The organism is Paenibacillus pasadenensis, from assembly GCF_023715725.1.
Taxonomy (GTDB): domain Bacteria; phylum Bacillota; class Bacilli; order Paenibacillales; family Paenibacillaceae; genus Paenibacillus_O; species Paenibacillus_O pasadenensis_A.
The window spans coordinates 1-25,886 of the sequence record NZ_JAMBOT010000007.1 but is presented as its reverse complement, the minus strand read 5'-3'; the positions used below and the strand labels follow the sequence as shown (position 1 = coordinate 25,886).

The following is a 25,886-nucleotide window of genomic DNA, read 5'->3' as shown; positions in this document are numbered from 1 at the left end:
GGCTTGCATGCTCAAAAGCAGGAAAATCATTTGGATTGCACTCATCGTCATCATGCTTTTTCCCGCCTCCGCCAGCGCCTCAGAGCCATACGATACGTTTTATGTGAATCATGGCACTGGCCAGGAATGGATCTCCTATATGCAGGATGTGTATACGACGGGAGATATGATCGTTGGCTCTGGAGACACCGCGCTGAACCGGCCGGCGGATTTGTTTGTAGCTGATAATGACGACATTTATGTGGCGGATACGGGAAACAACCGTGTCGTGCAACTGGATGATAAGGGAAAATGGATTCGTGCCATTGGCACTGAGGAAGGGCCAGGCAGGCTGAGCGGGCCGGAAGGAGTGTTTGTCACTCACGACGGCATGATCTATGTGGCAGACACAGGCAATCAGCGCGTCGTTATTTACAACAGTGAAGGCGTGTTCACGAAAGAGCTGAAAAAACCGGACTCGCAATTTTTACCGGAAAGCTACTATTTTGTGCCTGTGAAAATCGTCGTTGACGACCGCAACGTACTTTACGCGGTATCCCGCGGCTCCTATCAAGGGCTCATGAGAATCGGTAAAGAGGACGAATTCACCGGCTTTTTCGGAGGCAACAAATCAAGCGCAACGTTGATGGACCGCATCAAGCGGCTGATTTTTACGGAAGAGCAGCTGGAGAAGGAAACGGCGATTCGTCCGCAGGAAGTCAGCAACGTAACGTTGAGCGATGAGGGTTTTATTTTCACAACAACAACCGGCGCGGAAAGCGACCAGATCAAACAATTGAGCGCTGGCGGCAGCAACAGCCTGAAGGGCGTAAAGCATGACTCGGCGCAGCTTGTCGATGTCGCTCTGGACAGCAATCAATTCATCTATGTGCTTGACCAGCGGCTGTCGAGCCGCGAAACGCGTGGAAAGGGCACCATTACGATTTACAGCCCGAGCGGCACGGAGCTGTTCCGTTTCGGCAAAACGCTGCAGGAGCCGGACCAGAGAGGCATTCTTTCCAATCCGGTAAGCATCGATATTAACTCCCGCAATGATCTGCTCGTTCTGGACAGTAATCTCAACTTGATTCAGATGTATAACCGCACTGGCTTCGGCACTACGTTTTTCCAAGCCGCTACGGATTATTACGAAGGAGATTACGAGAAGAGCAAGGCGAACTGGCAGGAGGTTGTCGAGCAGAACGAGCTGATTAGCTTGATCTACAGCGGTCTTGCCGAGGTGGCCAATAAAGAAGGCAATATTGAAGCAGCGATGGAGTATTTCAAAATTACGTACGATGCGGAAGGCTACTCGGAAGCGTTTTGGACGTACCGGATGCGCTGGATCGAAAAATACTTCGTGCTTACGCTGGTTTCTCTCCTTGCTCTTTGGCTGCTTTACCGCTTTGCTGTGAAACCTTATGCCGGGGCGCTCAAACGCCGCTTGCCAAAGGTTGTACAGATGGTGCTGGATGATTTGCAAACAGCTCTCTATACGATGATTCATCCCTATGACGGCTTTTACCGCCTGAAAGGGAGAAACGTATCTTACTTAACGCTCGGCATTATCGCTATTCTTATTATTTTTGTGAAAATTGTAAGCCTGTATTGGACCGGATTTACCTTCAACCCAATCAACCTGAAAGCTGTTGTATGGTGGATTGACTTGCTTCCGTTCCTTGCTCCAATCGTTACCTGGATTGTTGCCAACTATCTGGTCAGCACAATCAAAGACGGAGAAGGACGTTTCCGCGAGGTGTTCCAGGGGTCGATATTTGCAATGGTGCCGTTTGTCGTATTCTCGATTCCGATTATGATTCTGTCCAACATTTTGGTGCTTGAGGAGAAAGTATTGATCTCGTCCTTATCCATTGTAATGTGGTTATGGATTATCACTCTCTTTATCGTGAAGGCTCAAGTCACCCACAACTTCGAATTCATCGAAAACATTCGGAATTCGATTACGACCGCGATTACAATCGGCATTATCTGGATTTTCATTGCCGTAAGCGCTGGTCTTACCTTCAACCTATGGGACTTTGGCTATCAGCTGTATAAGGAGGTGACGTTCCTTGGATAAACCGATCTGGAAAAATCGGAAAGTAACCATTACGGCCGCGGTTGCTATCGTGCTGTTGGCGGTATGGCTCTATTCGATCTTGTCCGCTCCCGACCTATCGGGAAAGGTGGATTTTGAGCCAAGGAAGTCCAACTTTATGCCTGTAGCGCAAGGGACTTCGCTGGGATCCGGCGCAGCCGACGCAAAGGGATGGACGACGATCAAGGAAAACGGGCGGTACGCATTGCTGCTTCATGAAGCAACGGGCAATGTCGCCGTACGTGACGCGGAAACAGGTTTTGAGTGGAAAGCTTTTGCAACTCCGGAACAGCTTGCAAAGGAGAAAGTATCCGGACTGCTCCGCACGAACCTGGAGTCGGCGTTCATTATGGAATATTTCACATCCTCCAAAATCCAGCGGCAAATTAAAAACGCCAAGGATGAGCAGCTGGAGGTCAAGTATAGCCGTACGGAAACCGGCTTTGCAGCAGACTATCATTTCAAGGACATCAAAATTGGCTTTCGAATGGAATATGAGCTGACCGAAAATGGCCTGAAGGTGAATATTCCCGTCGAAAGCATTACCGAAAAAGCTGAGTTCCGGCTCATTTCCATTGAGTCTTTGCCATTCTTCGGAGCGGCAGCACCGGAAGCGGAAGCGGGCTACATGTTCATACCCGACGGTCCGGGCGGCCTGATTCGTTTCCCGCAAAAGAATATTCTGGTCGGCAAAGGTTATGAGCAGCCGATATACGGACCGGAATACACGGGCAATCAGTTCCCTGAGACGAATATGGCTCCGCTTGCACTGCCGGTATTCGGCATGAAACAGGGAGATAACGCGTTTGTCGCTATTATCGACAAGGGAGAATTCACCGCTTGGATTAAGGCGATTCCATCTGGAGCTGTAGGCACCATGAACTCGGTAAGCGCCAAGTTTATTTACAGACAGGAGTATGATCGCCGCTTAAGCCTTGGAGGAGCATCCGTCCGCGCGTTTCAGGAACAGATGACCAAACAGGACAGAGCGGTGGAATATCGTTTCCTCACCGGCGACGACGCCGATTATGTAGGAATGGCTCAAGCCTACCGGAAGTACATGCTGGATTCGGAGAAGATCACCTCGAAGCTGGAACCGGTCGATCATGTGCCGCTCGATCTGACGCTGATCGCGGGAGACTCGGATTGGAACGGTTATGCGGGATATGCGCCGGCAACGACGTTCCCGCAAGCAAAGTTCATTCAAGAGGATCTCAAAAAATCCGGCGTTGAAGCAATGAACATTACTTACGAAGCCTGGCTGAAGGACGGAAGCCTCAGCGAAAAGCGGACGTTCTCGCTCGAAGGCAAGCTTGGCGGAGACAAAGCATTAAAGTCGTTTGTCGACTCCGCGCACGAGAACGGCTACAAAGTTATGTTCCAGGCAAAAGTGACCGAAGCGGATACGGAGTTTGTTAAACACTCTCCCAAAACATTCGGCATTCGTTCCATTGAAGGCAACGTGCTGATTGACGGAGGCTGGTTCTGGTTCAACCCGAACGTAGCGTATAACCTGACAAAAAATATTGGACAGAACCTGAAGAAATTTGGCGTTGACGGCCTCCAGTTTGACGGCATTGGTTCCGCCATTTATCGCGACTACAATCCAAAGTACAACTTCCAGCGTGAGGATACGGCTCAAGTGTTCCAGCAGATGCAGCAATACGCGAATGAAGAGCTTGGAACAAATGGAGTTTATTTTGGAAACGCATATTCCTTGAAATACGCCAAGCATATCCAGGGAGTCCCGAACGATGTAAACGATCAGTACGGCGTAGACGAAATGGTTCCGTTCATGCCAATCGTTCTGCACGGCAGCATCAGCTACAACATGGGCGACGGAAATGTCCGCAACGACTATGAAAAGGAATTTTTGAAGGCAATCGAGTATGGCGCGGTTCCGGCCTTCATCCTGACGCATGAGTCGACGCGGACGCTGCTGGACACTTATTCATGGGGCGTTTACAGCAGCCGTTATGAGTTCTGGAAAGATAAGCTGCTCAAGGAGTACAAGGATTTTGATGGGCTGGCTTCTACGTACGACCAGCCGATTAAGGATCACCGGCAGCTGTCCGACAACGTGTTCGTAACCGAATACGCCAATGGAGTCAGCGTAACGGTCGATTACAACAGCAAATCGTTCCGCGTGGAGAAGGGAGGGAGCCGATGAACCCGGTCATCCAGAGTAATGAAAGCAGACCCGAAAGCAATGAGAAATCGGAGCTGCGCAGCCGCAAAAGGGCGAAATTCCTGTTCAGATGGAATGAGTACGGCATGGGATACTTGTTCATGCTTCCGTGGATCATCGGATTCCTCGTTTTCATGGCGTTTCCAATTTGCTGGTCGCTCTACCTGACCTTCAATAAAGTGCGTTTTACTGGAGAGGGCTTCAAGTACGAGTGGATCGGGCTGCAAAACTATCGGGACGCTTTGTTGAAAGACAACGAATACGGCGTACAGATTATCGCCTTTTTCCAGCAAATGATTCTAATTCTGCCAATCATCATTATCTTTGCTCTATTAGTCGCCATTCTGCTTAATCAGAACTTTCCAGGCCGTTTTATATATCGGGCCATATTTTTCCTTCCCGTTATTTTCTCGACTGGCCAGGTTCTGACAGAGCTGTTCCAGCAAGGCGCCGGAGACGTTCCTTTCATCTCGCAATACGGCATCGACACCTTCGTGGAAGAGAACTTCAGCTCTTCGCTTGCGGAGCCGATTATTAGCCTGCTAAGCATGATCATTATTATCCTCTGGTCCTCGGGCGTACAGATTCTGATCTTTATCGCCGGGTTCCAAACGGTGTCGCGGACGATATACGAAGCAGTTCGGATCGACGGCGCTTCGCCGTGGGAGAGCTTCTGGAAAATTACGCTCCCCAGCATCGTGCCTTTCATCGCCCTGAACCTTCTGTATACAACGGTTGATCTGTTTACTTCACCGATTAATCCGGTCATGGAGCAAATCCGCAAGCACATGTTCAATGTGTCAACCGGATACGGGTATGCGAGCGCGCTGGCATGGTTCTACTTCTTGCTGATTATCGTCATCATCGCTCTCATGTTATGGTTCCTGAACAGCTCGAACCGGAAGAGGAGGTATACGGCATGAAGGCAGAATTGACTCCGAACAAGAGGTCGGTTCGGTCCTTCCTGGAAGGAAGAAAGGCCCAGAAGATCAAGATGCTCGTCCTGGGGCAGCACATGAACGACGGCTGGCTGGCCAAAATTTTCATCTATTACCTGTTATCGATCGTAGCGTTCCTGTACCTCCAGCCATTCTTCTACATGATTACGACGATGCTCAAGGATTTAACGGATTTGCTGGATCCTACCGTAAAATGGATTCCGCGTTCCATCGACTGGAGCAACCTGGAGCGGGCTTTCAAAGGATTGAAATATCCGGAGTCGCTGCTGAATACAACAACAATTGCTCTGTTCGGCTCTTTAATTCAGGTGCTTGTTTGCGGCATGACAGGCTACGCTTTGGCTAGGCTGAAGTTTCCGGGAAAGAGCATCTTTTTCGGACTCGTCTTCCTGACCTTTCTGATCCCGCCGCAAATTATTATCATCCCGCTCTATGTCATCTTCAGTAAGCTGGGCTGGCTGAATACGCCGTTTGTTTTTCTTATCCCGGCGTTGTTCGGCCAAGGTTTAAAAAGCGCACTTTTCATCATCATCTTCAGGCAATTTTTCAGATCGCTGCCGAAGGCGCTGGAAGAAGCCGCGCTTATTGACGGAGCTACAGTAATCCGCATGTTTTTCCGCATCATCATGCCGTTGTCGCTTCCGGCCTGTCTCGTCGTGTTTCTGTTCTCCTTCGTTTGGTATTGGAACGAGTTCTACTTAACGTCCTTTTTCCTTATCAACGATTTTACGCCGCTCTCCATCCGGCTAGGCTCTCTTGAAACCGTCATCTACGGGCCAAACCCGGTTGCCGAAGCAAAGGCGCTTAATCCGGTAACAGAAGGCACAAAGATGGCAGGAGCGTTTCTGATTGTGTTTCCGCCGCTGCTTCTTTATATGGTAGCGCAGCGCTGGTTTGTTGAAGGGATCGAACGCACTGGGGTGGTTGATTGATATTTGAAAGTTAAATATCAATTCACAATATAAAATTCAAGCGGAGGTCATGGACATGAACAAAAAGAAATTAAGCACGATGCTCGTAAGCTTGATAATGGGTTCCTCGCTTGTTTTAAGCGCATGTTCCAACAACTCGGCGCCGGCTAACAACTCCGGCGCAGCTTCACCCCAGCCGAGCGCATCGGTTGAACCGAGCAAGGCGCCGTCCTCCGATCCCGTCACGCTGCGTTATGTTCGCGGTTCGGCCGTAAGCGAGAACGAGCAGAAGATGCTGGATCTCTTTACGGAGCAGAACCCGAGCATCAAAATCCAGATTGAGCAGGCTAAAGGCGGCGGCGTGAATGACATGCTGGAAAAAGCAGCGGCGCTGCAAGCAGCCGGAACGCCAGCGGATCTGATCTGGGTACAGGATATCCTTCCGTTTGTGAAGGACGAACTGCTTGTCGACCTCACGCCATATATGACATCGGACCCGGTGCTGAGCACGGCAAAAATCCCGGATAGTTCTTTGAAGGCGCTTCAATTCAATGGGAAGCAGGTGGCGCTGCCGCGTGCGGAAAACCCGATCATTATATTTGTAAATAAAGACCTGCTTGCGAAAAACGGCATCGATATGCCGAAAAACGACTGGACTTGGGACGATTACCGCAACATTGCAAAACAAGTGACTAAGCCCGATGAGGGCGAGTACGGCATCGCGTACGGCCATTTTAATTCCATCATTACCGCTGGCGTACTTGGCGTAGCCAACGGATCGTCCGAGAACCTGTACTTCATGGATGCGGACTGGAAGCAAAGCAAGCTGACGACGCCGGAAGCAAGACGCGACATCGAGTGGATCGCCGATCTGCAGCGTGTCGATCATTCCATCGGAGCATGGGAAGTGCTGGAGAAGTCCGGCACGGGTTGGATGAGCGGCAACGTCGCCTTTGAAATCCACGGCGTGTGGGAAGGAAAGAACAGAAGAGAAAAAGCTAAATTCAACTGGGATGTCCTGCCGCTGCCAAAAGGCAAAGTGAAACAAATCGGTTACAACGTCGGTACGGGCATCGGCATTCTGAAAGCGTCTGCAAACCCGGATGCGGCTGCGAAGTTCCTGTCGTTCATGCATACGATGGAAGCCCAAAAGCTGGGCATGGCGAACGGCGACTTCCCGCTGACGGAAGACGAGGAGCTGAAACAAGCGCTGGTTGAAACGCCGATCTGGAAAGGCACGAACATTCTGGCGACAATCGGCGTTGAAATGAGAGCGGAGCCGGTCGGTGCGATTGTAGGCGCGGATCAATACGTTCAATGGTGGAGCGACGACGTGCAGCATGCGTTCAAGGAAGGCAAAGACTTGAACAAACCGATCTTTGATCAAGCGGCGCACTTCAACGAGGCAACGCTGAAGCTTCGTCAAGAGCTAGGTCTGCAATAACGGTACAGAAAGAGAATCAGAGTCCGGTGAAAATCAGAGCGTAGCCGAGGTAAGGCATAGTTTTCACCGGACAGTTATATACGAAGGGCCAACAAAATGGGAGGGTCGACAATGAACAAAAAGAAAATGGGTACAATGCTCGTAAGTTTAGTGATGGGTTCCTCGCTAGTATTAAGCGCTTGCTCCAACAACTCGGCGCCAGCTAACAATTCCGGTACAGCTTCACCGCAACCGAGCGCATCGGTAGAACCGAGCAAGGCGCCGGAAGCATCCGGCGAACCGATTACGCTGCGTTATGTGCGCGGTTCCGGCGTTAGCCCGAACGAGCAAAAAGCACTGGACCTGTTCACAGAGCAAAACCCGAACATCAAAATCCAGATCGAGCAAGCCAAAGGCGGCGGCCTGAATGACATGCTGGAAAAAGCGGCGGCGCTGCAAGCAGCCGGAACGCCAGCGGATCTGATCTGGGTGCAGGATATCCTTCCGTTTGTGAAGGACGAACTTCTTGTCGACCTCACGCCATACATGACATCGGACCCGGTGCTAAGCACGGCAAAAATTCCGGAAAGTTCTTTGAAGGCGCTTCAATTCAAAGGACAGCAAGTGGCGCTGCCGCGTGCGGAAAACCCGATCATTTTGTACGTAAACAAAGATTTGTTGGCCAAAAATGGCATCGATATGCCGAAAAACGACTGGACCTGGGATGACTACCGCAACATCGCCAAAAAAGTGACAAAGCCGGATGAGGGCGAGTACGGCATCGCATACGGCCACTTCAATTCCATCATTACTGCAGGCGTACTGGGCGTAGCCAACGGAACGTCCGAAAACCTGTACTTCATGGATGCGGACTGGAAGCAAAGCAAGCTGACGACACCGGAAGCAAGACGCGACATCGAGTGGATCGCCGATCTGCAGCGTGTCGATCACTCCATCGGTTCTTGGGAAGTCATCGAGAAAACCGGTACGGACTGGATGAACGGCAACGTAGCGTTTGAGATTCACGGCGCGTGGGAAGGCCGCAACAAACGTGAAAAGGCGAAATTCAACTGGGATGTTCTGCCGCTGCCAAAAGGCAAAGTGAAACAAATCGGATATAACGTCGGCACGGGTATCGGCATTCTGAAAGCGTCTGCGAACCCGGATGCAGCTGTGAAGTTCCTGTCGTTCATGCACACGATGGAAGCTCAAAAGCTAGGTATGCAAAACGGCGACTTCCCGCTGACGGAAGACGAGGAGCTGAAACAAGCGCTGACGGAAACGCCGATCTGGAAAGGCACAAACATTCTGGCCACAATCGGTGTAGAAATGAGAGCAGAGCCGGTTGGTGCGATCGTAGGCGCGGATCAATACGTTCAATGGTGGAGCGACGACGTGCAGCATGCGTTTAAAGAAGGCAAAGATTTGAACAAACCGATTTTTGATCAAGCGGCGCACTTCAACGAGGCAACGCTGAAGCTTCGTCAAGAGTTTGGTCTGGAGTAAACGAAATTTTCAGGTGCTCCACCAAGGAAGCGAAGAGAGTACATTTTGGGAGGAAATAAACATGTTGAACAAGAAGGTAAGCCTGCTGATTTTAAGTATGCTGACGCTGGCTGCATGTTCCCAAAACGGTCCTACTTCTGCTACCACTGCTAATACAAGCGAGAACAGTCCATCGGTAGAAACAGGAGATAAAAAGGCGACCGGAGACGGCGAACCGATTACACTGCGTTATGTGCGCGGTTCTGGAGTTAGCGAAGGCGAGCAAAAAATGCTGGATCTGTTCACCGAGCAAAATCCGAACATCAAGATTCAGATCGAGCAAGCCAAAGGCGGCGGTCTGGGCGATGTGATGGAGAAAATTGCAGCTCTGCAAGCGGCCGGCACTCCTGCTGACATTACCTGGGTGCAGGATGTTATTCCATTTGGAAAAGACGAACTGCTGCTGGACCTGACTCCTTATATGAAATCCGATCCGGTTCTCAGTTTGGCAAAAATCCCTAAAAACTCACTGCCGGGCCTGCAGTACAAGGAGGCACAGCTCGGTCTTCCGAGGGCAGAAAACCCTATTGTCATTTACGTCAACAAGGACCTCCTGGCCAAAAATGGCATTGATATGCCAAAAAACGATTGGACATGGGACGACTACCGTGAAATTGCCAAAAAAGTAACTAAGCCAAGTGATAGCGAGTATGGAGTTGCCTACGGTCCCTTCAATATTAATTCGATTGCCAGCGCACTGGGAGTTTCCAACGGAAGCGCGGCCAATCTGAACTTTATGGATGCGGACAATAAACAAAGCACATTGACGACACCGGAAGCGCGCAGAGATATCGAATGGCTCGCTGATTTTTCGAGGGTCGACGGTTCGAGAGCAACATGGGAGAAGACTGAGAAGGAAGGAATAGAGTGGCTAGCCGGAAAGGTCGCCTTTGAAGTCCATGGAGTATGGGAAGGCAAAAACATGAAGGAAAAGGCCAAGTTCAACTGGGACGTCCTTCCGCTTCCAAAAGGCCAGGCGAAGCAGATTGGCATTAACGTCGCTACCGGGATCGGCGTATTGAAGGCTTCCAAATACCCGGAAGAAGCGGTGAAATTCCTGTCGTTTATGCACACGATGGAAGCCCAAAAATTAATGATGTTAAATGGCGACTTTCCACTGACGGAAGACGAGGAACTGAAGCAGGTTCTGCTGGAAACCCCGATCTGGAAAGGCACCAACATTAATGCTGTAACAGCCGTTGAGATGATGGCAGGCGGACCAATTGTCGGATCGGATCAATACATTAACTGGTGGGACGGCGAAACTCTGGATGCGTTTAGGGAAGGCAAAGACTTAAACAAGGCAATTTTTGACCAGGCGCAGCATTATAACGAGGTTGCACCGAAGCTGCGCGAAGAGCTGGGACTGGATTAGCAGAGAATCAAATTCTTTAACGAATAAAGAGGAGTGAGTGAAGAATGAGAGACGAAACGAAAGTACCGCAATATTCCACAGCCGGGTTTTACGGAATTGAAGGAAGCCCAAGGCAAGTATTTAACTTCAATCCGGGTTGGCGCTTTCGCAAAGGCGACGCAGTAGGGGCGCAGAACGAAAGTTTTGACGATAGCGACTGGGAGGCAGCGGCTCTTCCGCACGGTCTCGAAATTCTCGGCGAAAACGCAAGCGGAATGAGAAACTATCAAGGGGTCGCTTGGTATCGCAAGCGTTTCACTCTTCCGGAATCGATGAAAACCAAACGTGTTGTCGTTTATTTTGAAGCCGTTATGGGCATCGGCGACGTTTGGATCAATGGACAAAGCGTAGCTCAACATCTTGGCGGTTACCTGCCTTTTGCAGCCGATATTACGGAGCTGGTGCGCCATGACGGGGACAATATTATCGCTGTTCGCGCCGACAACTCCAACGATCCGCTGTACCCGCCGGGCAAACCGCAGGAATACCTCGACTTCACGTATCTTGGCGGTATTTACCGCGATGTGTACCTGATCGAAACGGAGTCCCTCCATGTGACGCATGATCTTTTGAGCGAAACGATTGCCGGCGGCGGCGTATTCGTAGCCGTTGAGGACGCGGAAGATGATCGTGCCGAGCTTGCGGTGAGAACGGAAGTGATCAATGAGGGAACGGCTAGCCGCCGGTTCACTCTGCGCACTATTCTGGAAAACATGGAAGGCAGCGTGCTGCTTGTTAAGGAAGAGTCGGCGGAGCTGCAGCCTGGCGAGGCGAAGGCGTTTGAACAGCAGCTTTCGGTGAAAAACGCTCATCTTTGGCATCCGGACGATCCATACCTGCACTTCATCCGCACCGAGGTGCTGGAAGACGTGAAAATTGTGGACAGCTTCAGAACCCGTTTCGGCATTCGCCTGTTTGAAATGCGCGGAGATGACGGCCTGTTCGTAAACAAAAAATTCATCGGCTACAAGCTGAGCGGCGTAAACCGCCATCAGGATTACGCTTATGTCGGCAATGCGCTGCCGAACTCGGGTCAATGGCGTGATGCCGTGCTGCTGCGGGAAGGCGGCTCCAACGTTGTGCGCGCTGCTCACTATCCGCTTGATCCGGCGTTCATGGATGCGTGCGACGAGCTTGGACTGCTCGTAACGGTAGCAACGCCTGGCTGGCAATTTTACAACCATGAGAATCCGATTTTTGAACAAAGAGTTATTGAGGATACTCGTGCTATGGTACGCCGCGACCGCAACCGTCCTGCCGTGCTGCTGTGGGAGACGGCGCTGAACGAAACGGAAGATCAGCCGATTTCAATGCTGAAGGAGCTGCATCGTGTCGTTCACGAGGAGTTCCCTTTCCCAGGCGCATTCACCTGTGCAGACGTCGACGGGGCAAAGCTGGCCGGATTTGATTTCTACTACCATGGCAGCATGGAAGATGAAAAATGCTCTCTAACCCGCGAATACGGCGATGGCGGAGAGGTAGACAACTTCGGTTCCCAGAACGCGATGACGCGTGTTAAGCGGGAGTGGGGCGAGCAAGCGATGCTTAACCAGTCACGTGTACGCGCACATGACCTGAAGGACATTTATAACACTCCGCCAAAACGGATCGGCGCAACGCTCTGGTGCGGAATCGACCATCAGCGCGGCTACCATCCGGATCCGTTCTTCGGAGGCGTTCTGGACGTATTCCGTCTGCCGCGTTACTCGTTCTATCTGTTCAAGAGCCAGTACGCTCCGGACTACAAGCTGAACGGCATCAATACCGGTCCGATGGTGTATATTGCGCATGAGATTTCGCAGGTGTCGGGAAGCGACGTTACCGTATTTACTAACTGTGAAGAGGTTCGTCTGACCTGGCTTGGCGAAGTTGTCGGCACGCTGAAGCCTGAATCGGGCACGGATGTTCCTCATCCGCCGATCGTGTTCCCGGATGTGTTCGATTTCCACGTCATTTCGAGCAAATGGCGGAACAGAACGGGCGAGATCAAAATGATTGCCGAAGGCCTTATCGGAGGAGAAGTAGTCTGCCGCGAGGTAAAAACCTACTCGGAGTGGCTGGCAGGCGTCAAGCTGGAAGTGGATGACGTCAATGTTGCCCTTACAGCAGACGGTTCCGACTTCGTACCGGTTCGCGCTGTGCTCGTCGATCACAAAGGCGTCCCAAAAGTGCTGGCTGACGAGTTTGTGCATTTCGAAGTCGAAGGTCCTGCCGAAATTATCGAAGGTCCGGTTCCTGGGATGAATCCGATGAAAACGCAATTTGGTATCGCAACGGTTTTTGTCCGCGCTACGACCGAGCCGGGTGAAATCCGTGTTAAAGCGAGCATCCATGGACTGAAGTCGGATGTCATCACGCTGCGTTCCACGGCGCCAGAGCTACCGCTTGTGTTTGATGCCTCCTACGTTCCAGCGGCAACGGAAGCCAAATCTTCCGCTCCGAAATGGGACACAGCTCCTGTACAAGCGAGCGCTCCAGCTAAACCGGAGGAAATTGCGAAGCTTGAAGAGCAAATCCGCCGCCTGAATCTTGAACTGACAAGCAAAGAGCAGGACATCATGGAGCTTAAAGGCTCCCGCAGGTAAAACTATTATCCGGTACTAGCCAGCGTAAACGCTGGACTTAAAGGGGGTGGTTTGATTCCGAAACATTTATCATAATTCATGTTGAGTTGGCTGCTTTCTGAGGAATCGGATGCAGCCTTCTTCTTCCCTATGCCTGGAAAGCCAGATTCAATCGATGAAGGAAGGATGCTCAGGATTATGAAAGCGCTTTAAAACCACTACCAAGCGAGGCAACAGCTTGAGTATTTTTTGGGTGTTGCGAGCTTGAAAGCGAGGGAAAATTAGATGAGTATAGGCAGTACCCGCAGACAACTAGCCAGTATACTGGCGATTATGATGCTGCTGTTCAGCGTTCGGCTTCCAATGGATGCCGCCGTATATGCCGCAGAAGCTGCTTTGCCGTCGTTCAAGGCATCAGAAGGTTTTTCCAACCAGCAGGGCGCAAACCAGTGGCGATACCAGTACCGGATTTTCAATTCGTCAGAATTCAAGGATCTTCCTACCAATGTTGGCAACACGTGGTGGAGAGCGAATCAAAACTGGGACTGGGGCAAGGTAGCAGGCATTGAAGTTACCCCCGGTTCACAGGCAGACACCTCCCGTACGTTTGTGGCGCCCAAATCCGGAACGGTTAAGCTATCGGCCGCCAAGCTGATTGCTATTAATCCGGGTACGTATGGCGGTGCAAGACTGAAAATTTTGAAAAATGAGACACAAATCTGGCCGACTACAGGCGAGTGGGAAGCAATTAATGCCAACCAAACGGTTACTTTCCCTGAGCTGACGGCACAAGTAACTCAAGGGGACCGCATTTATTTTATCGTTAATAGCGGTGCAGACCATGTCAACGGGCAGGATGATGTTACATGGGATCCCGTTGTGAGTTATACCGAAGTAACGGAAGCTGTTTCGCCAACTTCGGTCACGTTGGACCAGCATGAGCTGACGCTGAACGTTGACGATACCGTACAGCTTAACGCGACAGTTGCGCCTGAAAATGCGACAAACAAAAATCTGATCTGGTCCTCCAGCAATCCTTCTGTTGCGACTGTGGTATACGGTTCTGTGACAGCGGTTTCAAGCGGGACGGCAGTCATTACGGTTACAACGATGGATGGCGGACTTACGGACAGCGCCACTGTTGTATCCGCCGGTTTCCCTGCGTTTAAAGCATCCGAAGGATTTTCGGCAACTCAAGGAGCTGACAACTGGCGTTACCAATATCGCCTGCTCAACTCCAGTTCATATGTGGATCTTCCAACGTTTGCTGGAAACAGCTGGTGGAAAACATCTGGAAATTGGGATTTGGGCCGGATTTCCGGAAGTGAAATGACCCCGGGAACGCAAGCGGACACTTCCCGCACGTTCATTTCCCCTGCAACGGGAACGATGGTCATTAAAGCGCATCAAATTACGATTCATCAGAATACATTCGACGGCGCACAGCTGAAGATTATGAAAAACGGTACGCAGATTTGGCCAGCGGTTGCCGACGGTGAATGGAAGCCGATTGCTTCTAAACAACAGATCGATTTCCCGGATCTGAGCGTGTCGGTCATTAAAGGCGACCGGATTTATTTTATCTCGAACAGCGGTAAGGACAAATCAAACGGATACGATGATTTGATCTGGGATCCGGTCATTAAATTTACGGAAATCGTTAATACCGTATCTCCTGCATCCGTAACGTTGAACCAAGAGCAGCTTACTCCTGGAATCGGCGAAAAAATTACGCTTCAAGCAACTATTGCTCCAGCTGACGCATTAAACAAAAACCTGTACTGGACAACAAGCAATCCGCAGGTTGCATCAGTTGACGAGAACGGTCTTGTCACGGTTAATGGCCCTGGCACAGCGATTATTACCGTTGAGACTGCTGACGGAGCGCTGAAAGATCAAGCGGAAATTGTCGTAGACGGCGAAGGCGCGCTCACTAAGGTGGAGCTGCTTTACATGGTGTCTCAGATGCTGAAGCTTCCAAGCGTGCCGTATGAGGGCATTTTCAGCGATGTGACGGCAGAAAACACTTCAGCGGATATGCTGCAAAGCGCCTATGACAACGAGCTGATTGACAGTAATCTGATTGTGGATGGCAAGCTGAACCCGAATGCGCCGTTGACGCGCGAACAAGCGGCGTCCATTCTCATCAATGGATACAACCGCGCGATGGAGCAGGATGCACAGCTTGGCGATATCTCTTCCCTGTCGGACCTGGCTTCAATTAGCGATTGGGCGGTTGACTACGTTAAAGCCGATAGCAAGCTGGGCATTGTAGCGACAAACGACCCGTACCCGGCGCAATTCGGGCCGCAGGCTTCCCTTACTAGAATGGAAGCTTTTGACATGGTAAAAAGGCTGGTTGGCGTCATGGATATTCAATCGATGATTAACGCTGCCATTGCAGCTGGCAAATCCAAAGTTGTTATACCACCAAATACGTACCGGATTGGGGAAGAAGCCGGAAATGTGCTCATCAGCATTTCGAATGCGAACAACCTGGAAATTGTAGCTGACGGCGTAACGGTTATCGGCACCAAACTGACCAAGGCTCTTAACATTGAAAATAGTAAAAACGTGAAGATCAGCGGAATGGTCATCAACTATGATCCGCTGCCGTTTACGCAAGGCAAAGTGAAGGTTGTTGCTGCGGATCTGTCTTATGTTGATATCGAGCTTGCCGCAGGTTACCCGCGCAAGCTATACTCCAGACTTTCCATCTATGATCAGGAGACCAACTTCCAAAAACACGGCATTAACCATCTTTGGGGAACAAGCGCTGCATGGAACGAGGACGGCACGGTTCGCATCAAGCTGAACGGCGTTGGCCGGAATGTTGATGTTGGCGATCCGGTAACGCTCGCCGGCGGACCTGGACCAGGCGGAATTCCGCATGGTGTTACGGTAGGCGGCAGCAGCGGAATTGTGTTCAAAAACTTCACGATTCATACCGCTCCTGGCTTCGGTTTCCTTGAGGCCGGCAGCGAAGGCGGCACGGTATTGGATGGCTTTAAGCTGATTCCAGGTCCTCCACCTCCAGGAGGTACAGAAAAACCGCTGCTTACTGCAGTATGGGACGGAGTCCAATTCAAAACGTCCAAAAAAGGACCGATTGTTGAAAACTCCACCATTTACAGTGCAGGGGATGATTCCTTCAGCATTCAATCCGGGGACTATGGCGTCGTTAAAGCTCAAGGCGACGAAATCCATATCGTACTCCGCGACGGAAGCCAAGGCGTTAAAGCAGGCGACCGTCTTAGAGATTTTAACAAAAACGGCAGTGAAGCCATTGTTGTATCGGTTGAACATGTAACTAGAGCTGCGGTTGGCATGGATGCGGCGCTTCTTCAAAAAATCGTTTCCGCTGCAGATTGGACACCGTGGAGATTTACGGAAGAAACCTATTATAAAATCAAGCTCGACCGTCAGTCGCCTTTCCAAGCTGAACAATTTATTTTCAGTCCTGACCGTATGGCCAACGGCTTTGTGTTCAAAAACAATGACGTTTACAGCCCGGGTCGCGGAATGCTGCTGAAAGCCGGCGATGGTTTGATTGAGGGCAATACTTTCCGTGGCGGCGACAAGGCCATCATTGTGTCTCCTGAAGTTGTAACGGATAGCCACGCTGGTGCGGCTAACAATCTGATTATTCGCAACAACAAGATTATTGGAACTGGTTATCATCATTACATGCCTTGGTCCGATCAATCAGGATCGATCGGATTTGCAGCTGGCAACGTTAAGAGTGAGCTCGCGTTTGACAACATTTTAATTGAAGGCAACACATTTGATAACGTCAACGGACTTAATCTAAACTTGACCGGCGTGGGCAATGCAACGGTCAAAAACAACAAATTCCTGAAAACACATCTGACGGAGCCTAACAACAATGGAGCCGACAAGGGCATTGATCCAACCTCCGTCATATTGGTGAAAAATGCTGAAAATATTACCTTCTCGGGCAATACCATTGACCGCATGGGCATCTATTCCACGCTTCCGGTGAATGTGCAGGAGCCGGCGAGCGGAATAGTTGGGGCAGATACTGGAGTTACCATTTTGAATCCGGCTCCGCTCAACACGCTTTCCCAGGTCACGCTGTCGGTCGATTCTCCTAAGCTGCAACCGGAGAAGACGGCTACCGCTCGTGTGTCCGGCAAGCTGAGCAGCGGCGTTCCGACCTCTCTGATCGGCGCGGTTGTAACGTACACCTCCAGCAATCCGAATGTCGCAACAATTGACGCAGGAGGCAAAATCACAGCTGTAGCCGTTGGCACCACCGTTATCAAAGCAACGGTGAAATGGAACGGATTCACGGTACAAGCGCAGGACGTGACGGTTAAGGTTGCGTTGCCGCTTTATACCGGAGCTCCGGGCAAACCGGTTCTTTCCAGCAATATCGCTCAGGCGAACGGCTTGAAAGACGGCAATTACACCGTCACGATGAATATGTGGTGGGGCAATAACGGAGATGTTCTCAAAGTATACGAGAACGGCGTTCTTATCAGCACGCAAGCGCTGGATGACGCTTCTCCAAAAGCTCAAACCGCTAAAGTTGAAGTAAAAGGAAATAAAAACGGAACTTACACGTATACGGCTGAGCTGGTTAACTCTCTCGGCACAACGAAGAGTGATCCGCTTGTTGTAACCGTAACGGATGCTGCACCAGGCAAACCTGTTCTTTCCCACGACAACTGGGATGGCGACGGCAGCTTTAAGCTGACGATGAACATGTGGTGGGGCACGAACGGTACGGAGTACCGTCTCTATGAGAATGGAGTTCTGATTGAAACAAAAGCACTTACGGCGAACTCGCCGAGCGCTCAGCAGGCAGTAAAATCGCTTACCGGCCGTGCTAAAGGAGTCTATGAATACCGCATTGAGCTCGTGAATGCAGCGGGCACAACGTCTAGCGACGTTCTGAAGGTCAACGTAACGAAGTAAATCAAGAAAGTCTTGAAAAGTTCCAGATATTAGATATAATAAACTCAGTTAAGAAAATCATCTATTTTCTGGAACCGGGAAGCACCCGTTCGCAGGTCTATTCTGCGGCGGGTGCTTTTTCTATTTTATTTGCCGATTACAGATATATAAGGGGGCTATTTATATGAGATTAACGATAACAAAAGCGATAACATCGCTATCTATAGGAGCTTTACTGGTCGCAGCCGCTAATATACAGTCTACTCCTATGCAGGCGTCAGCTCCGGCTGTATTTAAAGATGTGAAGCAGTCCGACTGGTATTATTCTTCAATTCAAAAGCTGATTAGCAAAGGTTATGTGAATGGTTTTGCAGATGGGACGTTTAAACCGCAAAAGGAAATCAGCCGCGCTGAATTTATTAAGCTGGTGGGCGCTGCGCTGCAGCTGGATGTACCGGCAGCAACAGAGACATGGTACACGCCTTTTGTAAACGCGGCAGTAGCTGCGGGCATCCATAAGACGAGCGAGTATAACGGAGGCTGGTCTCAGCCGATTACACGCCAGGAGATGGCTCGATTAACCGTGCGCGCGGTGGACGAGAAGCTCCGCCAAGGAAAAACGACTGACCCTCAGCTCGTTTATGAGGCAGCGAAGCGCGGCATCCTTTCCGGCTTGTCCGGCGGGGAGCTTGGCTTGAAGGAGAAGTCTACTCGGGCACAGGCAACGGTTGTCATTGATCGTGTGCTAACTCTATTAGATGGCGGTACGCTGCCGATGGATAAACGTGCCGCATCTTATGCGGAAGTTGCTTATAAGGGAACGAATGTGGGGACGATGTGGGGCGGGGAAATCAGGAGCCTCCCGTTTGAAGCGGCGTTGAGCTATAACGTAGACGCCAAGTTTGAGCAAATTCTGATTATTGATCCGGCAGATCCTAATGGGCCTTATCGGGATTGGGTGAAGGGGCTCGTTAAGTTCAATGGCAAATCCCCGACAAACGATTATGTTGTTGCTTTTAAAGTCACCATGAAAAACAAAAAGATCGTGCCTAAAGAGGTTACTTCTTTTAGAGCATTAGTAGCTATTCCTAAAATGACCGGAGCTATGGTCCTCGAAAATAAAAATAGCCCATTTATGACGGAGTATCAGCTGAAATTGAGTGCTAACAATAAACTCGATACGTGGGCGCTATTTAGCATTGATAAGACGGAGTTTAATGATCTCAAAAGAAGAAATTACCCTTTCTTTTACTTCGTATGGTATAGCAATAATAAAATCGAGATACCTCTAAACGATAAATTTAAAGGTAGAATCTTTGGCGAGGATCCATTGGTATGAAACAAAAACTGGCTGTATTTTTAATTTTATCGTTCCTGTCCTCTTACATTGCAATGCTTACCAATCTTCCACCAGTTTTTGCAGCCACGGATTCCAGCCAGACATTTGTTGATGGCCCATTAGTCGGTTCGGATCGTTATTCTATAACGACTATAAAAGATTTCAAACGATCGATACGATCGTGGAGCAATTACAAGTTAAAGTCCTACAAAGTTAAAATCAATGGAATCGATAAAGGGCAACTAGGCAGCTATAATGCGGGTGCCAATCAAATTGAAATTCCTGAGATTACTGGGAAGCCCGTCAAATTAACAGGCGAAGGCGATTCTCATATGTATTACGATATTTGGCGGACATCTGACGGACGAAGCTGGACGATGTCCACCGGGGATGCAGGACCATTCACTTTTACTGCTCAATCGTCCACGTTAAGCAATGGGGTTTCACTGTATCCAGGATTGATTCCTTCTACAGACAACTTAGGGGCTGCCATACATCCCAGTCTGAGATACCCAACTGCTCCAGACGCAGGCCATGCAGCGGCCTGGTCGGACCGATTAGGTCCTCCTAATCTCAAGGACAGTAACGGAACAACTATTCCGAGCTCAAAGATTGAACCCAAATCAATTAATATTGTGAATGCAGAGCCATATACCGATGGCCTGGAAATCGATTATTTCGGAAAAGGCCAGGATGGTTATGGCTATATTAAAGCCCATAAGCCATTAACAAGTCAGTATAATAGGGTCGGATTGGATTACGATAAGCTATCTCCGTTTTCCGAATCGGGCGTGCAAGGAAGAAGATATGTCATTGATTCCAAAACCGATTGGGAAGGTTACACGTACGAAGTCAGCTATGAAATCATCGTAACTTACGAACGGATTTCAGAGCCAACCAAACCCGATCTTGTTGCAGTAAATATCACTGGACCCGGTAAGATCGAAATTGGCAAACCAGCAACATTCACGGCTAATTACGATCTTGAAAACCTTGATGTAACACAACCTTTTAACATAAAAGTTACCGACCAAACCGGAACTGTTCTAAAGCTCGAAACAATCCCTTCAATGAAGAAAGATACATCCGGCACGCTGACCTTCACCAGTACATTCACAACAAACACACCAAAGACATTTACACTTGCAGTCGACAGCGCAGGTGCTATAACAGAGGAGAGTGAAGAGAATAATATTGTTGAAGGAACATTCTCACCGGGTTCATTACCAACACCATCACCAGAGCAATTCACCGGTGATTTTGACGTTATCAAACCGGTAACAGCCTACAGAGAAACCTTCAGCTTAAAACCGAAGGATTTTAACCTAAATCAATGCACGTACATCTCTCATACATGGCAAATCAAGCAGGGCATGTTTACTTACACCAGTCCGGCTTATTCAACGTACCCAAATGAGACGACTTATTCCTTTGACAGATGGCCGTCTTTCCTTGGCGTAGGCACTTTCCAAGTGTATATGCTTCTGAAAACTGGCTGCGGCGAACAAATAGTCGGACCCAAAACGCTTACCATTACCGGGCCCAACAATAATGTCCCACCACAAATTAAAATAGGCTGGATTGATCCTTCTGGAGATCCTGCCAAATCTATACCAACCGCCTACGAAGGACAAGCTCTTATCTTGAATGTCCTTAGCTTATCCGATTCGGATGGCGACGATGTTACATTTGAAGGGTACGATTTTGCTGGAAACTCGAGCCAATGGATTCAAAATATTCCCTCTCGATATGGCGGGGAAACCATGATGTGGGAATATCCAAATGTACTAATGGATAAGCCCGGTTATTTTACAATTTGCGCATCGGTCCGCGATCAGTGGGGCGCTGTTGGGAGCGGCTGCACCATTATTACGGTTGTACCTCCGAATCCCGTGGCTGTCATAGACGGACCGGACCAAGTGAAACAGAATCGACCGCTGCCTTCACCATTTACCTCGACTAAAAGTTATAGCCCGATCAAAGAAAGAGTTATCAATCATTCAAAGGACGAGTGGAGCGGGGATATTCGAACCATCTATGAAACGCCAGGTGAAGTAGAAATTAGGCTGAATGTTTACGATTCGCTGGGCTTAAAGTCTCTTCAACCGGCAGTACATGAATTAACCGTGTTGGAAGATATGCCGCCGACGCCAAGGCTGGAGTTCCCAACACCATCACTAAGGAATATCAATGTGCCTTTTAAAAATACATCCTACTCTCCAGACGGCGACACCATCGTTGAGAACCGCGTGACGTATCGATACGATTCCAATAATAACGGGTCATTTACGGAAGAAACGACCAGATCCATAACAATGCGATCAGATAAAACCTTCGATTTTAAATGTACCAAGGTTGGCCGCTATCAGTTCATCGTTTATGTCAAAGAAGACTACGGCAAAGAGGCCAGCCAAAACTATACGCTGAACTGCATTAATGATTCTCCCACCGTCTCTTTTGATATTAAATCCGAAGCAATCGCTCCTGAACCAGTTATTCCGGTTGCAATGAAAGGAAATGTCGTAGCCAATTGGAATAACAGCGATTTTCAGACGGATAGGAAAACAAGCAGTTGGTCTTACAATGAAGCCAATGGGGCGCTCTCGCTACTCGTTACTTCCTTTAGAAGAAACGAACTTTCTTTCGGCCCAAGTCCCGGAGGAACCTACGTTTTCGACAGTGGAGTCATTTCCAATGTTGATAGCGATTTTAAGGGAGCCAAGAGTTTGGGCAACGGATATTTTGCGGTTGAGGCCGGAGGCTCTCCACTGGGGTATAACATCTACAAATTTGAAAATGGTTCGTTTCAGCACAAAGGATTCCGCGAATCGCTGCGAATATACGGTATCGATTACGGCAAAGGCATCGTTTATACCGCGCAGAACTGGGTTTGGGGCGGAGGGGATCGAACCTTTAAATGGTATTACGTTGATAGTTTCATCAATCCGGCTGGACAGCCGTTCCGGACGTCGGATTTCATTTTAATAAACGGATCGATTATATATCGTTCTGGTAATTCATCAACAATCAGTTCAAATGGCATCTCCGGGAGGTTTGCGGATTATTTTTATGACTATAAGGAGGACGGCAGTGGTTACACATATGGACACAAACGAATCATCGTGAACTGGGACGGTACAAGCAGAGTGGAAGCCCCCGAGCTTTGGACAGATCCGGATGGCATAAAACGAGAATGGTTTTATGGATCGCAGTACGCAAATGCTCCAAATAACCAAATGCAATATTTGTACAATGTTAGCAGCTATTCTACCCGGCCTTCCGGAGTTAGACAGGGGATATCGCTATGGGACGTGGACCAAGACCAGCTCATAATGGAGGGGCTGTCGACCTATTCCAGCTACAGCGGGGTTGCTCAAACTTTAGACGGGAAATGGGCCTTTACAACTAATGACATCATTGACATCAAAAATAGAGCTGCGACACCAAATGCGCCTAATAACGGGCCATACAATCCGACAAGTTTATTTACTTGGGATAACATCGCTTTAGGGGGCTACGCTCAGCCCAGAAAACTGAATTCAGACGGATCAACAACGACTAATCCTGGAACAAAAGATTTCGCTGGTTTGTTGGATAACAACAATTACTCCTTCTATATATCTGGCGGTACGCTAAAAAAGGAAAATGCGAATACAGGCCAGGTTGTGGATGTGGCAGGCGGAAGCGGACTATCCTATCCATCGCTGCAGCTGAATGATGACGGAACGGTTATCGGGTATGAGAGCGATTCTGGAAACTTTGGCACTTACACAGGAAGGACGGTAATCTTTTACGATCCGTCTGCCGCAAAGCGGAAAGAAGTTAAATCCGTTTCCACTCATAATCAGCTTCTTGGCACAATTAGGCTAAAAAACGCTGCCTTTAACTTTAAGCTGAGATTAAATATGTCGACGGGCAGCTCCGAGCTTTTCTCCGGATTCAGCTTTTCAGCACAGGATCACCGTAATATGTACCGGGTGGAGCTAAATCAGAAAAAGATTCAGCTTGTAAAAGTTTCCAGTGGAAATCGAGCCGTTCTTCAGCAAGTGGATTACCCTTTTTCGCTGCACCAGTCATATTCAGTTAAACTTCAGTATCTGGACAATAAAATTAAAGTGTACGTAGATGGAACTCCGGTCATTGATATCATGGACAGTTCATACAGCAATGGTGGAACATTCGGCCCATTTGCGGAAATACCCAAAACAGAGATATTAAACATGAACTACGCTGATTTGAACCGTTTGAGCAGTTCAACCATTATGAATGGCGTGGCCATTATTGACTCAGACATTGCATATTCCATTTCAGGCAGCGACACCGAAAATGATCCATTTATTAAAGAAAGAACGGCATGGAAGTATACTCAGCTTAATTTCAAATTCCTTGATGCTGGTGATGGCAAGTCAGGATCATCCGATCATAACAACAAAACCTACACAGCGCCGCTTAATAGGTTGGACAAAGTCGGATTATATCGAGTGTCATATACCGCAACGGACGATCCCAACACAACTTATCCATATCCCAAAACAGAATTTAACGACTATCGCCAAAAGTCCAACACTTATATCAGAGATGTAATTGTGCACCGGAGACCGGTTTCGGACTTTGATCTTTCAATCGCTTCTAACGGAACGGTGCTTTGGAGCGACCGAAGTCGCGATCCTGACCGATATATGAATAGCTCTACGTACTCGTCAGAAAATACGGGTATTGATTACGCACGGACCAAAGGGATTCTGGAGAAAAAGTTCTATTATATCTCACCATCCGGTAAATTTGTCAGCAGCAAGCTAGTTGCTCCAGACGAGATTGGGGAATATACTGTCGGACTTGCAGTAAAAGATGAATACGAAGCATGGAGCGATTTTACGGAAAAGACGATCTATATAGGCAGCCTGCCGCAGCCGGACGAACCTCCTCATGCCGGATTTCAGCTAAGTCATTCTATCTCATATCGAGGGGTTGCTATTAATGTCAATTCAACGGCATGGGATAAAGAGGACGGAGGCCGAAGCAATTTAAAACACGATTACTTTATCCGGAATCTTGACGGAGGCACGGAGACGATGGCGAGCCAGAACCGAGAAGGCTGGTCAAAAACCTTCAGCTCGATGGGTACATTCCGCTTCCGTCAAGTCGTGGAAGATAAACTGGGCCAAACGGCTACTGCAATTAACGATATTCAAATCATTAATCGGATACCAACAGCAGCATTAAGCGTTCCCTCGTCTAGTAATCAGAACATTCCTGAAAAGCTGATAGAGCTTAGACCCGGGTTCAGATGGGGGTATAGCGATTCAGACGGGGATCCTGAGTCAAAATATCAAGTTAAAGTGTATCGGTACGGAGGCGCGTTGATCTATGATTCGGGCATTCAAAACGGAAATGCTTTAACGCATAAGCCCGCATCTGACCTGCCGGAGCGTATCTATATGTATGTAAATGTCAGAGTGTTTGACGGATACGACTGGGGAGTGAGCGCAGCCAGATATTTTTATATAGAAACGAATCGACCTCCCGAAGCGGAATTTGACTGGTCGCCTAAACCCATTTATGAGGGGGACAGGGTGCAGCTCTTGAACCGTTCCACCGATCCGGATGGAGACGGACTGACGGAATTATGGGAAGTTAGAGATCCTTTGGGACAAGTCCAGACGTTTCATGATGCTCCTGTTATACAGAGGGCGCTTCCTGGGGAATACAAGATTCGCTTGGAGGTTAGTGATGGAAAAGCCCAAGCTTTTGTTTCTAAATCCATTCATGTCGTTCCGCTCCGCCTTGATGCAGAAGTAGAGCACACGGAACAATGGAAGGACATCCATGTAAAAGCCGGCCATGAAACCGAGCATAATCCCAAGGAGTTTTATGCAGGAGAAAAACTAATTGTTCACGGTTATCCGGTACCGGCGGAGGTAAGCCGGGTGACGGTTAAGCTGTCGGCCGTTGGTAAGCTAGGGGACAAAATAGAGACCTCAACCGTTCTGAACATGGTTCGTTTAAATGAACATTATACAGGTGAGCTTTTTGATGAGCGTTGGGGAGAGCTCGCCTCAGGGTTGTCAAAAGGAGACTACACACTGCAGTTTGAGGTGATTTACAGAAACGGTGTCCGTAAAAATACGGAGCTTCCAATACGGATTATTGGCTTTGCTAAAGCTTCTGCCGGAGTACATCGAAAACAGTAAAAATTCAGACATATCAAGGGTTGGAGGCTTTTTAAAAAACTTTGAAAAAAAAGTCGAACAACCCTTGACGTTGTCTAAAGCAATGTGTTAAATTAAATCTCGCCGCTTCGAACGGGCTGCAAAAACAAACTGATGAGTGACCTTGAATAAAGGTTCTCGAAAAAAAGTTCTTGCAATGCACTAGGCGAATGTGGTAAATTATAAAGGTCGCTGATTGAGCGATTTGGAAATTTGTTCTTTGAAAACTGAACAACGAGTGAAGCAAGTCAACGTTATAAATGAGCAAGTCGAACAACCCTTTATGGAGAGTTTGATCCTGGCTCAGGACGAACGCTGGCGGCGTGCCTAATACATG

At 49.0% G+C, this 25,886-nt stretch carries 10 protein-coding genes and 2 pseudogenes; all 12 read left to right on the top strand.

What is annotated here, in order from left to right; translation table 11 throughout:
- Positions 1–7: 7 nt before the first annotated feature.
- Positions 8–2,059, top strand: a complete 2,052-nt coding sequence (locus tag M3223_RS16880) for a YIP1 family protein (protein WP_251563662.1) — start codon at positions 8–10, stop codon at positions 2,057–2,059.
- A complete protein-coding gene (locus M3223_RS16875) occupies positions 2,052–4,247 on the top strand; it encodes a DUF5696 domain-containing protein (protein ID WP_251563660.1) in 2,196 nt (731 codons plus the stop codon). Before M3223_RS16880 ends, M3223_RS16875 begins: the two co-directional genes overlap by 8 nt.
- A complete protein-coding gene (locus tag M3223_RS16870; protein WP_251563658.1) occupies positions 4,244–5,188 on the top strand; it encodes a carbohydrate ABC transporter permease in 945 nt (314 codons plus the stop codon). The genes M3223_RS16875 and M3223_RS16870 overlap by 4 nt, the downstream gene beginning before the upstream one ends.
- Entirely contained in the window at positions 5,185–6,156 is a 972-nt protein-coding gene (locus tag M3223_RS16865) for a carbohydrate ABC transporter permease (RefSeq protein ID WP_251563656.1), read from the top strand. The genes M3223_RS16870 and M3223_RS16865 overlap by 4 nt, the downstream gene beginning before the upstream one ends.
- Before the next feature lie 55 nt (positions 6,157–6,211).
- Complete coding sequence (locus M3223_RS16860) at positions 6,212–7,579, top strand: ABC transporter substrate-binding protein (RefSeq protein ID WP_251563653.1); 1,368 nt, start codon at positions 6,212–6,214, stop codon at positions 7,577–7,579.
- 111 nt (positions 7,580–7,690) lie between these two features.
- A complete protein-coding gene (locus M3223_RS16855; RefSeq protein WP_251563651.1) occupies positions 7,691–9,064 on the top strand; it encodes an ABC transporter substrate-binding protein in 1,374 nt (457 codons plus the stop codon).
- A gap of 61 nt (positions 9,065–9,125) precedes the next feature.
- Positions 9,126–10,478: an ABC transporter substrate-binding protein gene (locus M3223_RS16850; RefSeq protein ID WP_251563649.1), complete on the top strand. Its 1,353-nt coding sequence runs from the start codon at positions 9,126–9,128 to the stop codon at positions 10,476–10,478.
- A 44-nt stretch (positions 10,479–10,522) separates the two neighbouring features.
- A complete protein-coding gene (locus tag M3223_RS16845) occupies positions 10,523–13,102 on the top strand; it encodes a glycoside hydrolase family 2 protein (protein ID WP_251563647.1) in 2,580 nt (859 codons plus the stop codon).
- Between the two features lie 264 nt (positions 13,103–13,366).
- A pseudogene (locus M3223_RS24655) lies at positions 13,367–15,406 on the top strand (Ig-like domain-containing protein); the annotation flags it as partial.
- 1,752 nt (positions 15,407–17,158) lie between these two features.
- A pseudogene (locus M3223_RS24650) lies at positions 17,159–18,022 on the top strand (chitinase N-terminal domain-containing protein); the annotation flags it as partial.
- A 163-nt stretch (positions 18,023–18,185) separates the two neighbouring features.
- Positions 18,186–19,340, top strand: a complete 1,155-nt coding sequence (locus M3223_RS16835) for an S-layer homology domain-containing protein (protein WP_251563643.1) — start codon at positions 18,186–18,188, stop codon at positions 19,338–19,340.
- Positions 19,337–25,531, top strand: coding sequence for a PKD domain-containing protein (locus tag M3223_RS16830; protein WP_251563641.1), 6,195 nt, complete (start codon positions 19,337–19,339; stop codon positions 25,529–25,531). Before M3223_RS16835 ends, M3223_RS16830 begins: the two co-directional genes overlap by 4 nt.
- The last annotated feature ends 355 nt before the right edge of the window (positions 25,532–25,886 follow it).